The organism is Paenibacillus sp. sgz302164 (assembly GCF_056120505.1).
Genome location: NZ_JBVYOL010000003.1, coordinates 188,191 through 203,599, shown reverse-complemented (window position 1 = coordinate 203,599; position 15,409 = coordinate 188,191). Strand labels below are relative to the sequence as shown.

Here is a 15,409-nt window from a genome sequence, read left to right as displayed (position 1 = left end):
ATTTTCTATATGAATATGGTCTGGATGGATATTTTTGCTTCTATAGCTATCCCTTTGACCTTTTTCAAATCTTCCGATATATTCAACTGAAGTATAAGCATTACCCGCACCCCCGGAGCGAAGCAACTCCCCATATTATCCCCCACAACGGGGCCGTCGAGTTTTCCTGCTCTTCCGACCAGATTCGTGCTGGTTAACGCCTTCTGGAAGCCTTTAAACGTGCTGACCCATGGGATGATGTCGAGTAGGAAGCTGCCGCCTTGCGTCAGGTACGACGTGTCGCCGTCGCGGCTAAGGCCGAAAGGATCGACGTACGAAACGGGGTTTCCGTTTACGTATGCATAACGGTTCAGCGTCTGCGCCGCGCTGATTGTTCCCGTTATTACATCGCGGTTCACGAAACGGCGGATTTCCGTATTGTAGTAGCGCGCCCTCAAATAATAAAGGCCGTTCGGGTCGGTCATTACGCCATTGCGCCCGTTGTAACGGAACGGATTCGGCGTAGTGCCCTCCTCGGAAAGCGGTTCGCCGTACGGCGCGTACGTGTACTTGTCAGTAACTTGACCGTTGATGTCGGTCAACGCAATCGTGCTGCCCCGCCGGTCGTAGTGGTAGGTCCGATAATCGCCCGAGCTATTTTCCTGGCCGATCAAGCCGAGACCGTAGACGTAGTAGGCTTGGGTATTACCGTTTGCGTCTTTTCCATCAAAATCTGCGAAAGCATGGCGTTCGGATTGACGACATATTTGGTTGTAACACCGTTCACTGTCATGCCGACGCGCACGCTCTCTCGCTGTTATAAGCGTAGCTGACTCTGCCTGCAGAGATCAAGCGGTTTCTTGTATCGTAATGATGTCCCTGCATTGCTGACTTCCGTTCTTATCATACGTGCAGGTGGGGTATCGTCGGATTATAGAAACCCGCCTTTATGCCATCATAGAGATAGGAGGTAAAGTGGTTCGGCTCGGGATAGCTCTCAAAAAAGAAGCCTTGGATGGCATTAAACCCTCCAAGGCGATACGCATTAGATTCCCCAAATTGTTTTTAGGTAATTATGCTCTTCTGCTTCAAAACAAATACCGAATTTACCTTCATTTTGAATAATAATTATGTCTTGTTCTTCAAAAAAGTCAATAATTTCCAAAAACAACTTTGAAAACTCTTCATAAGTGATAATAATTGCCCCCGACTCAGCATCTCGATAATGTAATAGTATTACCTTTTCTTCTTTTAGATGCCAAGTTAATTCGAGGATTTTCTTTAATTCATCAATTACTTCATTGAGGTTATTTAGCTGCTTTGGTTTGCCATTACTAACTATTTTGTACGCCATTGCTCTGAAAATTGCTGTGTCATCATGGTTCAGAAATTGATCATCCGATAAGGCTATGCCTGTTTTCTCAATAAATTTATGAACTACCACTGCTCTAGACTGTTTCATTTTGTTCAGAGACATAAGCCTTTCTCGTTTTTCTTTCCTATCTTCCATTTCCTCTGAATCCTCCAAAATCTTCTGGATAATGACCTTGTGTTCCTGGTATCCGTCTATATCTCTCATCTGGCTTAAATAAATCTTGGCCGGAATATTTCTGTTCTGCACCATGAAAATGCGGCCCTCTACCAAATGGATCATTCCGATGCTCAATGATGTATCTTTTCTTGCCATCAACATCGTATTCCTATACTCTTCGATCATTAGCCGGGTTTTTGTAGTCTTTTACCTGCCCCTGCTTCGTAGGAGTTGCTGAAGAAGGTTTACCAGAGTCGCGTTTAGCTTGATTAAACGCTTGTTTTCTAGTAACTTCACCCGCACCCCCGGAACGAAGCATACTCCCCAAGTTATCCATGGCAACGTGGCCGTCGAGTTTTCCTGCTCTTCTGACCAAAACCTTCCAGCTTCTGCTCAGCGGTTATAACGCCCTTGGTGAGATACTTGCCGCCGACTTTCAGGTCGGGGATAGGGATGATGCCGAGCGTGGCTCCGATGCCTTCGCTCCAGCGGTCCGCAGCAGACAGCTGTTGACCGGTGATCAGATTCGTGTCGGTGAACGCCTGCTGGAACCCTTTAACCGTGCCGACCCATGGAATGATGTCGAGCAGGAAGCTTCCGCTTTCGCCAGGTACGACGTATCGCCGTCGCGGCTGAGGCCGAATGGATCGACGTACGAAGTAGGGTTTCCGTTTACGTATGCATAACGGTTCAGCGACTGCGCGCCCTCATGTAGTAAAGGCCGTTCGGGTCGGTCATCACGCCATCGCGTCCGTTGTAACGGAACGGATTCGGCGTAGTGCTTTCCTCAGAAAGCGGTTCGCCGTACGGCGCGTACGTGTACTTGTCAGTGAACTTGACCGTTGATGTCGGTCAGTGCTATCGTGCTGCCCCTGCGGTCGTAGTGGTAGGCTCGATAGTCGCCCGAGCTATTTTCCCGGCCGATCAAGCCGAGACCGTAGACGTAGTAGGCTTAGGTATTGCCGTTTGCGTCTTTTTCCATCAAAATCTACGAAAGCATGGCGTTCGGATTGACGACATATTTGGTCGTAACGCCGTTCACTGTCTGCCGACGCGGATGTTCTCGCAGTTATAAGCGTAGCTGACTCCGCCTGCAGAGATCAAGCGGTTTCTTGCGTCGTATTGGTATCCCTCTATTTTTGGTGACTGCTACGTGTAGGCGCGTGAAGTAACTGGGGTTTTGAAGCGGTAGGGAAGGAGAACGGCAATACAAATAGGGTACACAATTCAAGCATAAAGCTGTACGTACATTGATATTCATAGAAATTTGGTGCAGTTATAACAAATGTTAACTTTATTTGTATTCGATAAATGGATTCATTCGGTACTGGTGGAATAAAAAATAGACCTTGAGGATTGCCGCTCTCAAGGTCAACGTTACTATGGTTTGATGAATTTTCTCTTTTCTTTAGACCAGACTTTGATAATAACCCCATCGTTTCTAACTAACTGATAGTTCTCCCATTCTTTTATAATATACTTCCAAAGATTATGTTGAAGAATTTCTTCTTCAGATAAATCTATTGCATGCCAATCTACTTCAATTTTTAAGACTTTTTCGGTATTAATATCCTCGTACTTTTCATACTCATTGAGGCATTCCGAACATCTAAAATGAATATTACTGCTAACACTATTTCTTTTAACCTCAATCCATCCTTGATTACATGTATCGCACCAGTCAACTTTATGTTTATATTTATCCACTAGCTAACATGCAACTCCTTTAAATAATTTAATGTTATAATACTTCATTTTGGGAACACAGTAATTATTTCGTTATCGTAAGCGTTATTTACAACAATTCTGACTTTGTTCAGAGTACTTCCATCGCCTAATTGTCCGCCCGCAATTCCTGCATTATTTTTAATCAACCAGAAATCAGGTGCTCTTGTCCCCATTTGATGCACCCTTCCTTTTCGATTGTAGTATCGCTGCACGGCGGCTAGCCTAAGCGTTTCTTTACCTGTTCTATATCAACTGGTCGTCACCAGACTGTCTTTCTGCTATAACCATCGTTTCAAATGGCCAAATAGTTGCAGAGGATTTTTAAAGCATCTTTGCTGTACGCACACGATTTTGGCAGAAAGTTGATACGGGGCTGATGAGGATTAAGTTCTTTCGAGACTTGCCGCCCGATTCATTCGGCACTGGGTGGGGAAAAGAAAGACCTTGAGGAATTCCGCCCCCAAGGTCTTAGATTTTATAGACTCTTTTCTTTTTCAAAATCATATATCATTCGGGATTCGGTTGCCCCGTCAAAAATCAAGACTACATAGTAGACATTTTGTGTAGTCTATTGTCCGTCTTTCATTTTTATTTTTTCCCAACCCCCCCCACTCGTTTTTTCGTATGTTATAAAACCATTATTCGAATAATTATCTATAATTATCTTAGTAACATCTGACTTATTACATCCCTTTTTTACATCAATCTGATCATGTAGAAATAAAATAAATAGGGAAGTTGAATCATCGGCATTCGATAAATATAAACCTAATAGTTCATTGTATTTAGCACTAAAAAACAAACATAATTGCTCTACTTTGAATAGTATATTTTCTTTGCGTTCAATCAATCCATCATAACTAGCAAATAAATTGAAATCATCCAAATCAAAAATTCTATTCGGTGAAATTAACGGATTCATGCCTCTTATAAATATACCTATTACCTCACCATTATTCTTTTCAAGGAAAATAACATGGTCTAATCTTTCATTATCTTCCTCATCGTGTAAATAAATAATATTCGAAATTTCTTTATGTTGAAAAAAATAATCAAACTTTTTTGTAAACGATAAAATATAATTATTCATGGTCACCCTCACTTTTTAATCAAATCTAAATCTGATTGCAACTTACTTGATAAACGACCGCCTTTTTTATTTAAGAAGGTCAATATTTCGTTTGTATCTCGATTAACAAGAACAACTGCATCTCCCTTAACATAAGCATCTACAGATTCGATTGTATTCCATGAAAAAGGCTTTGAATTAGCGAGATTTTGTGGTTCTACAATTGATGAAACGAAATTTTTCATTCCTTCTTTATCGCCTTTTTTAACTGGAGTGCCTAAATCTCTTGAAGTTTCATAGATATCTTGAGCATGTTTTTTCAGTTTTGTATCGAAATTCGCACTAAAAGTACAATTCGTATTATGAACCCAAATACCAAGGTCACTTACAAAGTACGTATGGAACTCATCGACCGTCATATTGTAGACCGTTACCTGCTTGTGTTCCAGTTCAATGCTGTCTATCTTGAGTGTATTCCCGTCACTCTGAACAAGCAAGTCACTGGGCTTGAGGTCTTTAACGAACGTCCATCCTTTGTCCTTCACATAGAACGGATGGTTGAAGGTCGCTTCAATAGTCTGACCGCCCACATGAATTTGGTAAATCTCATCCGTTTCGTGGTTAAAAGTAGCCGTAACCTCTTTATAAGCTACCTCACCAGTCTCTTCATTCTTGGAAAGAACCTTATCTCCGACTTCAATGTCTTCAATGTTTTTCTCCCCTTCGTCTGTTTGAACCTTGGTTCCGGCTGTAAAGCAGTTACATTCTATGAGTCGCTTGACAGGATTACCGGCAACAGGACCGTCGAGTTTCCCTGCTCTTCTGACCAAAAGCCCTTCCAGCTTCTGCTCAGCGGCTATAACACCCTTGGTGAGATACTTGCCGCCGACTTTCAGGCCGGGGATAGGGAGGATGCCGAGCGTGGCTCCGATGCCTTCGCTCCAGCGGTCCGCAGCAGATAGCTGCTGGCCGGTGATCAGATTCGTGCCGGTGAATGCCTGCTGGAAGCCTTTCACCGTGCCGACCCATGGAATGATGTCGAGCAGGAAGCTGCCGCCTTGCGCCAGGTACGACGTATCGCCGTCGCGGCTGAGGCCGAAAGGATCGACGTACGAAACAGGGTTTCCGTTTACGTATGCATAACGGTTCAGCGATTGCGCCGCGCTGATCGTTCCCGTTACTACATCGCGGTTCACGAAACGGCGGATTTCCGGGTTGTAGTAGCGCGCCCTCATGTAGTAAAGGCCGTTCGGGTCGGTCATCACGCCGTCGCGCCCGTTGTAGCGGAACGGATTCGGCGTAGTGCCCTCCTCGGAAAGCAGTTCGCCGTACGGTGCGTACGTGTACTTGTCAGTGACTTGACCGCTAATGTCGGTCAGTGCTATTGTGCTGCCCCTGCGGTCGTAGTGGTAGGCCCGATAATCGCCCGAGCTATTTTCCCGGCCGATCAAGCCGAGACCGTAGACATAGTAGGCTTGGGTATTGCCGTTTGCGTCTTTTTCCATCAAGATCTGCGAAAGCATGGCGTTCGGGTTGACGACATATTTGGTCGTAACGCCGTTCACTGTCATGCCGACGCGGATGTTCTCGCTGTTATAAGCGTAGCTGACTCCGCCTGCAGAGATCAAGCGATTTCTAGCGTCGTACTGGTACCCCTGAAGCTGGCCGCCAAGCGGGCCTGTAATCATGTTCCCATCCTGATCGTAGGCGGCATTCATGCCGTTAAAGGTAGCCAGCCTATTGTCGGCCGAATAAGTCATAGTGCCGTAAGCGATAGGCATTTTTGTTGCACCGTAGGTGCTGGAAGTCACGGTCGGCGCATTGTTCTTCTCAGTCAGAACGTTGCCTGTCTCATCATACGTGTACGCATACCGGCTGATCCATTCTCCGCTTGCCGCTTGGTCCGTCAAACCGGTCAATTGGCCGTTCGCGTCATAGGTTCTCGTCTCGACCGATCCGTCAGGACGGGTTGTGGTCGTAAGCCGCCCAACGGCATCGTAGCCGTACGCGGTTTTGCGGCCCGCCCAATCTGTCACTTCTTTGAGCCTGTTCACGGCGTCATACGCGTAGGTTACTTTTTTGCCGTCCGGATAGGTCAGTACCGTTAAGTTGCCGTTCGCGTCATATTCATAGCGAAGCGTGTTGCCGTCGGCATCGGTATAGGTCGATACTCTGCCCAGCGCATCGTAGGTGCGCAAGAGCGCGGCTCCTTTTTCGTCGGTGACTGCCGTTATGCTGCCGTTCTTATCATACGTATAGGTGACAGAGCCTGCCGGGTCGGTGAAACCCGCGAGTCTTCCTGCGTCGTCGTATTGATAGGAGGTGTTCTGGCCGCGTCCGTTCGTTTCCTGCTGCAAGCGTCCATTCGCATCGTACAAATAGCGGATCGCCGCGCCTGCTGCGTTAGTCTCGCTCAAGAGGCGTCCGGCCCGATCATACGTGTAAGCCGTTTCGTTACGGTTCGGGTCATAGTAGGAGGCGAGTTGGCCGGCAGCATCGTAAGTCTGACCGCTGATACCGTTCTTGGCATCGGTCGCCTGTGTGATTCGGTTCATTTTGTCATACGCGTATTTTGTTTGGCGTCCTTTGGCGTCCGTTATTTGCGTTAGACGATTCAACGAATCGTATTGTTGGGTGAGCTTGTGATTGAGCGTATCCGTGATCGAAGCCGGGTTGCCCATGGCATCATAATCAACGGCGTACACCCGATTCCCGAGCGCATCGAAGGCAGCAACAGTTCTGTCAACGGCATCGTATTCGTAACGGATCGTTTGGCCGAGTGCGTTGGTGATCTGGGTCAGCCGTCCTTTGGGATCGTAGCCGTACGTCGTCGAGTTGCCGCGCGCATCGGTTTCCTTAACGAGCCTGTCTTCCGCATCGTAGAAAAAGCGTGTTGTATACCCAAGCGCATTGGTAATGCTGGCCAGATTGTCATTCGCATCGTAATCGTACGTCGTCGAGTTGCCCAATGCGTCGGTTTCGGCAAGCAGATTGCCTCTCGGGTCATAGGAATACGAAACCTGATTGCCCAGCGGGTCTGTGGATGTCAGGATCTGATCCTTGTTGTTGTAGGTCAAGGACAGCTTTTTGCCGTCGTTGCCCGCCAAGCTTATGACGCGTCCCGCCGCATCGTAACCATAGTGCACGGCATTGCCCTCAGCGTTGGATACAGATTCCAGGACACCGCCCGCATAGCTAAAGGTCATTGTTCTTCCCGCGCCGTCTGTCGCGCTCAGCAGCAAGCCGTTGGCGTCATACGTATAACGAGTCGTACTGCCGTCCGGAGTCGTCAGGCCGGTCAGATTGTTGGCCGCATCATACGTGCTGAGAAGCTGATCTCCTGCAATGTTCGTCACGCTGACCTGATTGTTGTTCGCATCATACGCCATTGCAACCGTCTTGCCGGATGAGTCCGTCGCACTTGTCATATTTCCTGCGGCATCGTAAGCAAACGTATTGCTTTGGCCGAGCGCATCCGTAACGGAAGTCCGGTTTCCGTTCGCATTGTACGTGTAAGTCGTGCTTGCTCCCAGCTCATCCTGAACTTCGATCAAACGATTGCCGTTATGTTTCAAAATCCGCTTGTTACCCGTGCGGTCGGTTATCGTGGTGGTCAGGGTGCCGCCGTTTTCTTCGTACTTGAACGTTGTCGGCGCATGGTCGGCTACGGCGTCCTGTTGAGCGATTATGCGGCCTCGGCTATCGTACGTATTGGCGAAACGGAGCGTTCCCTGCTCGGTGCCTATCAAAATGCGTCCCGATGCATCATACGTATATTCGCTCGTACTTCCGTTTGCATCCGTAATCCCGGTCAAGCGATTATTCTTGTCATAAGTTAACCGCACCTGTCTGGACATGTTGTCCTGGACCGAAGCCAGCAAGCCGTTCGCCCCATACGCGAAGGTCAGGCTTTTACCCGATAGCGGTTCGTTTGCGGAAGCCAATTTCTCTGCCTGGTTGTAAGCAAAAAGCAGTCCGATTCCATTCTTGTTTTGCAGTTTGGTCAGTTTGCCTGCCGAAGAGAACTCATAGCTGGTTCCTTCTTTCCGCTCCAGCAGGTAGGAGCCGTCTGCTTTTTTAACAAGTTTGTCCTGCTTGGTTGCTTCGTCCGAAGACGTATAGCTGCCGCTGCCTGTGCTTATAAAATCGTTGTGGCGGTTCGCATTCCAGTAAACCTGAACGCCGCCTTGTCCTGTGTCTTTCAGGCTGATCTCATAGAGATGTCCCCAGCCAGGTCCAACGTCGCCTTTATTAAGCAGCAAAGAGTAATATTGGAGCTGGAACGGCACCTCTACGGCACCGTGAACCGTCAGCAAAGTCCGGCTGATCCATTGCGCGCCAGTCGAAGTATCGACCGGATCGGCATGCATCGATTGGACATCGTAGCTTGCAGGATCAAGCTTGCTGATATCCGCTGCAGTTCCGGCATCCGGCGCATCCTCGAACAGGAAGGAGTCGAAAGGTCCGAACACATCGTAAGCGGCGGAACCAGTGTTGGTAATTCTGAGCTTCTGCCCGGCTGCAATCGTCAACGAGCCTTGACCCTGCTGAGGCGTTCCCCCATCGGAGCCGGCATAGCTGAATGATCCGCCAAGTGTCAACAATTGCGGGCCGCCGGCCTTGTTGGTCACCAGGATGCTTTTGCCGGAGGCGAGAGTTTTCGCCAGCAGCGCCGGAGCCACCCGATCCGTGACGGTAAAAGCGTTTTTGGCACCCGTTACAGTAATCGTGCCGCTGCTGCGGTTGGTAATGACGATGCGCCCGGAGCTCGGGACGGTCATATCGCCGGGGGCCGCTTTTTGCCTATATTCCGCGGCAATGCCCGCACTGTCGCTAATCACAACATCTACGGAGCCGGTCACATTCAGCGGCATGTCCAGTGAAGCGTTATTTTGCGCTTCCATGCTCTGTCCGGGAGCCAGAGAACGGGTAAACACGCTCGCCGCCGTACCGTCATCCATCACGACCTTATCGAACGGAGCCGCAATTTCCAGTGGTTTGGCATCCGCATTGACAACCACAAGGCGATAATAAGATCTTAGCAAAATAATGCCGGCAGGATGCTTGGTTCCTGTGCCTGCAGTTTTGCCCAGAGAGTCGAATAGCGTGTAATCGAACGCGCCGTCGAGTTGCGGCCAATAAGCGGATGACGAGGTGTTAAGAACCGATGCCGTTTGAGCGGGATTCAAGGTCTTGATCATCAAAGCGGGATCGGTACGGTCCGTGACTGTAAATGCATCGAACGAACCTTTCACAGTAAGAGTCCCCGTCCCGCGATTCGTAATAACGATCCGATCGCCTGCGCTGACGCTATTGCTTCCCGTGCCCGTCAGTTTGTCTAAGCCCCGCACTTGTCCTGCGCTTCCGTAGGAGGCATAGTCGTAAACGCCGCCGCTGTTCCTCACTGAAAAGCCCATTTTCGTGTGATTGGCGGCCTGAAGCGTTTGACCGCTTGCCAGATTCTTTACAAACGTAACCGGCGTTTGGCGGCTTTTGGCCTGGAATATGTCAAAAGCGCCCGATACTTCCGCGATTGCCGTTCCCGAGTTCGTGACCGCCAGTCGCTTCCCCGGATTCAGCTGCTTGAAATTTGAAGTGACATCCGGAAGGTAATAGTCAGGCTCCCCGGAGGCATCGTAAGTTGCGTAATCATACGTCCCTTTTATATGGAGCTCAGCGAGGGGAGTCGTACTTGTATTTGCTGCCTCCATGCTTTGTCCGGGAGACAAGCTCTGGATAAACAAAGCCGGGTTCTGACGATCCGTTACTGTAAATGCATCATAAGGACCTGCAACCTGAACGGTTCCGCTGTCGGCATTCGTGACAACCGTCCGCTCGCCGGTGCTAATGCTCAATATTCCGGGAATTCGCATTCGGCTTGAAGTATCCAGATCGCCGCTCTTCTTGTAGTTGGCGAGATCATACTTGCCGGATATCCGGATTGGAAATGCGGAGTCGGATGTATTGAGCGTCTGAAGCGTAGATCCGGGAGCAAGATTTTTGATAAAGGAGACCGGGGTTGCCCGATTATGAACGGTAAAAGCGTCATAGGGACCCCATACTTCCAATGCGGCGCTGTCCATATTCATAACGGCAAGGCGCTTGGCTGACGATACCAGCACAATTCCTGCGATGTTGTCGCCTCTGTAGGACTCCAGCTTGTCGGTGCTTGCATATATGGCGTTATCGTACACTCCGGTGATATGGACATAATAGGAGAGCGAGGATACATTGATCGCTTCCATGCTTTGCTGCGGCGCCAGCGTCTTGACGAACAAGGCCGGGTTCGCCCGCGGGGCGACCTGAAATGCATCGTAAGGCCCGTAAAACTCCATGAAGCCAGCCCCTGCATTCGTAACCGCGAGCCGTTTGGACGCGTCCGCCGATATGGAACCGCCCGATACATTCCGCCCGAAACTGCCCACATCGTCCGTGCTGCCGTATTTGGCAAAATCAAAATTGCCTGTCGCGTAAAGGGCGATCGAACGGGCTGTCCGGTTGGTAACATCCAGACTGGAGCCTGGAGACATATTGCGGATGAATAAGGCCGGGTTCGTCCGGTTGCTTACTTGAAACGCGTCAAAAGGCCCGGTTACCGTCAAAGCGCCGCTTCCCGGATTGGTAACGGCCATGCGATGGGAGGCCGGCACCAGACTCGAGCGGACATCTTGTCCTCTTTTATACTCCGCAACCGTGCCATCGTCCGTGTATTCGGCAAAGTCAAAGGCGCCGCTCAGGGATAAATAAAAGTTAGTCGCAGAGGTATTTACGGCATCCATGCTTTGTCCGGCAGACAGAATCTTTGTAAAAGAAACCGGATTGCTCCGCCCGGCAAACGAAATTGCATCGTAAGGCGCCGCAACATCGAATACGCTGCTGCCTGAATTGGTTATTGCCAATTTCTTGGAAGCGGGAAGAGGGACCCCTGTCTGCGCTCCTTGGCGGGTATAGGAGTAAATGTCTCCCGGCACATGATAAAGCGCATAATCATACGTTCCTCCGACCGCAACCGTAACGCTTCCTGCGGTTCGATTCACAGCTTCCAGGCTTTCGCCCAATGATAAAGTTTTGATGTACAAAGCCGGATTCGTGCGATTGTCTACTTGAAATCCGTCATAGGGCCCGGCGACCTCCATCGCGGAAGTTCCCCTATTCGTCACATCCAGACGATCGGCTGACGAAATGGCGTTGGTTGCCGTTTTTTGATTTCTTCCATAACTGATGACTTTTCCCGTTGCGTCGTATTCGGCGTAATCATAGGTGCCGTTTAATGTAAGGGTGAAAAGCCTGGGTGTCTTATTTGTCGCCTGCATGCTTTGTCCGACGGACAACGTTTTGACGAAGGAAGTCGGATTGGTCCGGTCGGCAAATACAAACCCGTCGTACGGTCCCGATACGTTAATGATCTTCGTATCCGAATTCGTAATCGAGAGCCGCTCCGATTTAGTGACGGCCTGACTGGTCGCTGCGCGTTTGCGCCCATAAGCGGATATGCTGCCGTCCGGCTCATAATTGGCATAGTCGAACACACCGCTCATAGACAAGCTGAAACTTCTGCTGCTGGTATTCGTAGCCTCCATGCTTTGTCCGGGAGACAATGTCTTGTAAAAGACGGCCGGGTTTACCCGATACGTTATCGTCCATAAGCCGTTAGCTCCGTAGACGTCAATCGTCTTGGTATCCCGATTCGTGATCGCGATTCTGTTCATGGACAAGAGCGCCTTCGCCCCTTTGGGGCTTCCCTTGGCAAAAGAGGACAAATCGCCGTTCTCGTCATACTTTGCGTAATCGTGAACCCCGTCGATCGTGATCGACTTGCTTCCGCTGCCGGTGTAAGTGGCATCGATGCTTTCTCCCGGCGACAGGAACCTGTGCACTAGGGCAGGGGTGGATACATAGCTGATGTCAAAATTAAAAGCGCTGGAAAGGGTTAGCGTCGAATTGGACGTATTGGTAATGACGAGCCTCTCCGTATGGATAATGCCGTATGAGGAGGCGGCAGTTTTTTTACCGTATGTACCCAGCCCGCCGTCCGAATTATACTCCGCATATTCATGCGCTCCGCTTACTTTGATTCCTACCGCTAACACACTGATTGCAGAGTTAGGCGTCAATTCCGCCGTAGCGCCGGGACTCAGATTGTACGAGTAATTATCGGCGGCGCTTGCCGTTGCCGCCCCAATGGACATCATCAGCAGCATGAAAAGGAGCGAGACAATCAAACGCTGTTTAATCACGGTTTACCTCCAGCCTGAAGCAAGCGAATTCCGCTGACGGCTACATCCGCTGACGAGCCTTCGGAGCCCAGACGTATGGTGAACTGAATTTTCGCTGTAACGGCATCAGAAGGAGCGATCGCACCAATCGACAGTGCTTGTCCAATCTTCCCCTGCGCAACATAAGTCGTGTTCGACTCACCAACCGGCTGACCGGAATCGTTTGAAAATTGAACGGTAACTTGAATGCTTGCATCATTCAGGGACAACGCATCTATTTCCCCCTGAAGCTGGTAGTAGGTATTTCCTGTTACGGTTGCCGTTTGGGAGATGGATACCTCACCCGCGGCATCGGCAGAGGCTTTGATGCGCACTCCGTCCCCGTATACGGAATTTGCGACCGTTTCGTACTCGGCCGATACCCCCGGCGTGGAATAAGTTTCCCATCCAAATGCGGCGCCGACAGCGGCCATCGGTTGTGAAATCGCCATAGCACGAGGAGCCTGCACTTGCCGGACACTCGTTATATTTCCGGAAGCATCATAACTGTACGTTACCCGTTCCCCTGAGTCCATCGTTGCGGAAATCAACCGATTCAGCTCGTCATACTCATATTCATCGGCCCAAGCGGAAGCTGGGTAACACAATAAACAAGCAAACAAAAGCACGCGAAAAACGTGGAGCAATTTCATAGTTCACCTCTCCAAAATGGTTAGTATTGGTAATGATTTAAAGCCTTTGCGGTCCTCCTCTACCTAAAAAGTATCTATATAAACCTATTTCCCCCGGAATATAGAATCCGGACGAAATAAGAGAGAAAATCCGTATATTGGAGCAGCGTATCCTTTGTTAAGAAGTGCCGGGCCAGGAATTTGTCCGACGAAACGTTTTGTGTGTATGATCCGTCGGACAGGCTCCCGGAAGAGCAGAGTGGACGCCTAATCCGGTGTGCGTCCGGTCTTTCCCATCCCGCGCGGCACCGTGCGTGCCTCTCCCGCGCACCTTGGTGCGAGAGGGAGTGCCTAATCCGATGTGCGTCCGGTCTTCCCCGATAAGCGCTGCGCCTTGCTTGTATCTCCTGCGCACACTCCCCTGCGCCTCTTCCCCCGCACAGTTTGCGGCGCTGCTCAGCGAGAGGGGGCTCCCGTGCTCGCATCCCGCAAAAACCTGCAAAAGTGCAGGTTTTTTGCGTAAAGGTGGTTCATTTTGGCGAAAAGCCTGCGATAGTGCAGGAATTTTCACTGAAAATGAACCTGAGCCCCTGCAGTCGGCGAAAAGCCTGCACAATTGCAGAAAAATTTCGTTGCCGGCCGCTTCAACGAGCAAAAAACTGCACTTTTGCAGGCTTTCTTCGCTCGCACCGCGCACAGCTCCCAGCGCGCGGTGTTTCGATGCGCAGCCAGGCAGATTTGTTCGATCAACTCTGGGGTGCGAGTTACCGGACAGCCTGCTACTGCACTAAGGTTAGAGTTTCATAGATATGGGCAAAAAATGAAATAAAACCGATTATACCAGTAAATAACAATACAAAATATGAATAATTTGTGAATATCATTCAACTAAAATGGACGGGATATGTAAAGGCAACCAAATTCCTCGATCTCGGTTTTCCTCCAATCAACTTCACTGGCTCTTTCAATTGGAATATATTACAGCTAAAGTATTTCAACTGGGTATGTTACCATGTAATAGAGAGTTTGATGCTAGGAGTCTGGCGGGCGGAGTTGCTTAAGTGCCGTGTCGGGGTGAATCATGACTTCATCTATGCCGCTAACACTGCATAGAATCCGTCATTTCGCATAAAAATACCTTCAACTGAATTCATCGGCCAGACTACTAGAATGCCAGTTTTGTTGTTGTCGTTTATGCATCGCTTTTGCAGCAAAGACCGTTTGAAAACACCATAGAACCGCTTGCGAAGAAAATTTTTCTTCGAAAAACGAACTTGGGAGGCTTTCATCATGAAAAAACAACTTTTGACCTTTGCGCTTGTTCCGGCTATTGCGTTTGGAGCCGTTTCGATTCCGCTGCCTCAGCAGGCTCATGCATCGACTGCAGGACAAATTGTAAGCAGCGTCAGCTTCAGACAAAGTCCTGACGTGAATTCCACCCGTATCCGGTATTTGAAGTCGGGCGAGAAGGTTACGATTATGGAAAAGGTTAATAATTGGTGGTACAAGGTTCAGGATCAGAACGGACGCGTCGGTTATATCAGCACCAATTCGAAATACATACAGACCTCGGGTTCTGTGGTGACGGCGGGGTCCGGCGCGAGTTCGGGCTCTAGTTCCAGCTCAGGCACCGGCACCGGCTCTAGTTCTAGCTCAGGCACTGGCACCGGCTCAGGCTCTAGTTCCAGCTCGGGCTCAAGCTCCAACTCAAGCCCCAGCACAGCTTCAAGCCCCAGCAGCGCATCCGCCAGCGCCAAAGCGCAAAAAGTGATTGCAGCCGGCGAAAAGTATCTCGGCACTCCTTATGAATTCGGCTCCAGCCGTTCCAATACGAGTACGTTTGACTGCTCCGATTTTGTGCGCCAGGCGTTTATCGACGGTATCGGCTTGACGCTGCCAAGCGATTCCCGGGGCCAAGGCAGCTACGTGAAAGCAAAAGGGAACATAAAGACGAACTGGCGCGATTTGCAGCCGGGGGATCTGATGTTTTTCATGGATTATAAAGGGACGAGCGCTTCGAGCTATTCCGGGATCGATAAATCCACGGCAAGGATTTCGCATGTCGGCATATATTTGGGCGACGGCAAAATTTTGCATACGTATTCCGTTGCGAGCGGCGGAGTGAGGATCGATTCGATTGCGGGCAAGCACTGGGAATACCGGTTCCTCTTCGGCGGCAGCGCAATGTAACGAAAACAAAAAGGACAGGCCTCGA

The 15,409-nt window shown here is 49.6% G+C and carries 12 protein-coding genes; 2 read left to right on the top strand and 10 right to left on the bottom strand.

Going from position 1 to position 15,409, the window contains the following annotated elements; all coding sequences use genetic code 11:
* Positions 1-5: 5 nt before the first annotated feature.
* The 5 genes from AC0LWT_RS06495 to AC0LWT_RS06475 all read right to left on the bottom strand — a co-directional run bounded on the left by AC0LWT_RS06495 (position 6) and on the right by AC0LWT_RS06475 (position 2,088).
* Positions 6-653 carry an RHS repeat-associated core domain-containing protein gene (locus AC0LWT_RS06495; RefSeq protein ID WP_474680411.1) on the bottom strand — a complete coding sequence of 216 codons (648 nt, stop codon included), beginning with the start codon at positions 651-653 and terminating at the stop codon, positions 6-8.
* On the bottom strand, positions 650-772 hold the full coding sequence (locus AC0LWT_RS06490; RefSeq protein ID WP_474680410.1) for a hypothetical protein: 123 nt from the start codon (positions 770-772) through the stop codon (positions 650-652). Before AC0LWT_RS06490 ends, AC0LWT_RS06495 begins: the two co-directional genes overlap by 4 nt.
* 252 nt (positions 773-1,024) lie before the next feature.
* Complete coding sequence (locus AC0LWT_RS06485) at positions 1,025-1,441, bottom strand: YxiF family protein (RefSeq protein WP_474680700.1); 417 nt, start codon at positions 1,439-1,441, stop codon at positions 1,025-1,027.
* 37 nt (positions 1,442-1,478) lie between these two features.
* The gene (locus tag AC0LWT_RS06480; protein WP_474680699.1) at positions 1,479-1,646 is read right to left on the bottom strand and encodes a hypothetical protein; all 168 of its coding nucleotides are present in this window, start codon (positions 1,644-1,646) and stop codon (positions 1,479-1,481) included.
* Between the two features lie 193 nt (positions 1,647-1,839).
* Positions 1,840-2,088 carry a pre-toxin TG domain-containing protein gene (locus AC0LWT_RS06475; RefSeq protein WP_474680698.1) on the bottom strand — a complete coding sequence of 83 codons (249 nt, stop codon included), beginning with the start codon at positions 2,086-2,088 and terminating at the stop codon, positions 1,840-1,842.
* Here AC0LWT_RS06475 and AC0LWT_RS06470 point away from each other — a divergent pair.
* The gene (locus tag AC0LWT_RS06470) at positions 2,020-2,196 is read left to right on the top strand and encodes a hypothetical protein (protein WP_474680409.1); all 177 of its coding nucleotides are present in this window, start codon (positions 2,020-2,022) and stop codon (positions 2,194-2,196) included. The genes AC0LWT_RS06475 and AC0LWT_RS06470 overlap by 69 nt on opposite strands.
* A gap of 694 nt (positions 2,197-2,890) precedes the next feature.
* On the opposite strand, the gene AC0LWT_RS06465 is transcribed toward AC0LWT_RS06470, so the two are convergent.
* The 5 genes from AC0LWT_RS06465 to AC0LWT_RS06445 all read right to left on the bottom strand — a co-directional run bounded on the left by AC0LWT_RS06465 (position 2,891) and on the right by AC0LWT_RS06445 (position 13,215).
* Positions 2,891-3,217, bottom strand: coding sequence for a hypothetical protein (locus AC0LWT_RS06465; RefSeq protein WP_474680408.1), 327 nt, complete (start codon positions 3,215-3,217; stop codon positions 2,891-2,893).
* Positions 3,218-3,261: 44 nt separating this feature from the next.
* Positions 3,262-3,411 (bottom strand): hypothetical protein, encoded by a 150-nt coding sequence (locus AC0LWT_RS06460; protein WP_474680407.1) that lies wholly within the window; start codon positions 3,409-3,411, stop codon positions 3,262-3,264.
* A gap of 395 nt (positions 3,412-3,806) precedes the next feature.
* Positions 3,807-4,328: a hypothetical protein gene (locus AC0LWT_RS06455; RefSeq protein ID WP_474680406.1), complete on the bottom strand. Its 522-nt coding sequence runs from the start codon at positions 4,326-4,328 to the stop codon at positions 3,807-3,809.
* 8 nt (positions 4,329-4,336) lie between these two features.
* Positions 4,337-12,544, bottom strand: a complete 8,208-nt coding sequence (locus AC0LWT_RS06450; RefSeq protein WP_474680405.1) for a polymorphic toxin-type HINT domain-containing protein — start codon at positions 12,542-12,544, stop codon at positions 4,337-4,339.
* Positions 12,541-13,215 (bottom strand): RHS repeat domain-containing protein, encoded by a 675-nt coding sequence (locus tag AC0LWT_RS06445; RefSeq protein ID WP_474680404.1) that lies wholly within the window; start codon positions 13,213-13,215, stop codon positions 12,541-12,543. The genes AC0LWT_RS06450 and AC0LWT_RS06445 overlap by 4 nt, the downstream gene beginning before the upstream one ends.
* 1,269 nt (positions 13,216-14,484) lie before the next feature.
* Here AC0LWT_RS06445 and AC0LWT_RS06440 point away from each other — a divergent pair.
* Positions 14,485-15,384: a C40 family peptidase gene (locus tag AC0LWT_RS06440; RefSeq protein WP_474680403.1), complete on the top strand. Its 900-nt coding sequence runs from the start codon at positions 14,485-14,487 to the stop codon at positions 15,382-15,384.
* Positions 15,385-15,409: the final 25 nt, after the last annotated feature.

Excerpts from the sequence above, each read along its gene's own strand:
- AC0LWT_RS06455 (WP_474680406.1), bottom strand. The coding sequence starts at position 4,328 with ATGAATAATTATATTTTATCGTTTACAAAAAAGTTTGATTATTTTTTT.
- AC0LWT_RS06460 (WP_474680407.1), bottom strand. The coding sequence starts at position 3,411 with ATGGGGACAAGAGCACCTGATTTCTGGTTGATTAAAAATAATGCAGGA.
- AC0LWT_RS06490 (WP_474680410.1), bottom strand. The coding sequence starts at position 772 with ATGACAGTGAACGGTGTTACAACCAAATATGTCGTCAATCCGAACGCC.
- AC0LWT_RS06440 (WP_474680403.1), top strand. The coding sequence starts at position 14,485 with ATGAAAAAACAACTTTTGACCTTTGCGCTTGTTCCGGCTATTGCGTTT.
- AC0LWT_RS06445 (WP_474680404.1), bottom strand. The coding sequence starts at position 13,215 with ATGAAATTGCTCCACGTTTTTCGCGTGCTTTTGTTTGCTTGTTTATTG.
- AC0LWT_RS06485 (WP_474680700.1), bottom strand. The coding sequence starts at position 1,441 with ATGAAACAGTCTAGAGCAGTGGTAGTTCATAAATTTATTGAGAAAACA.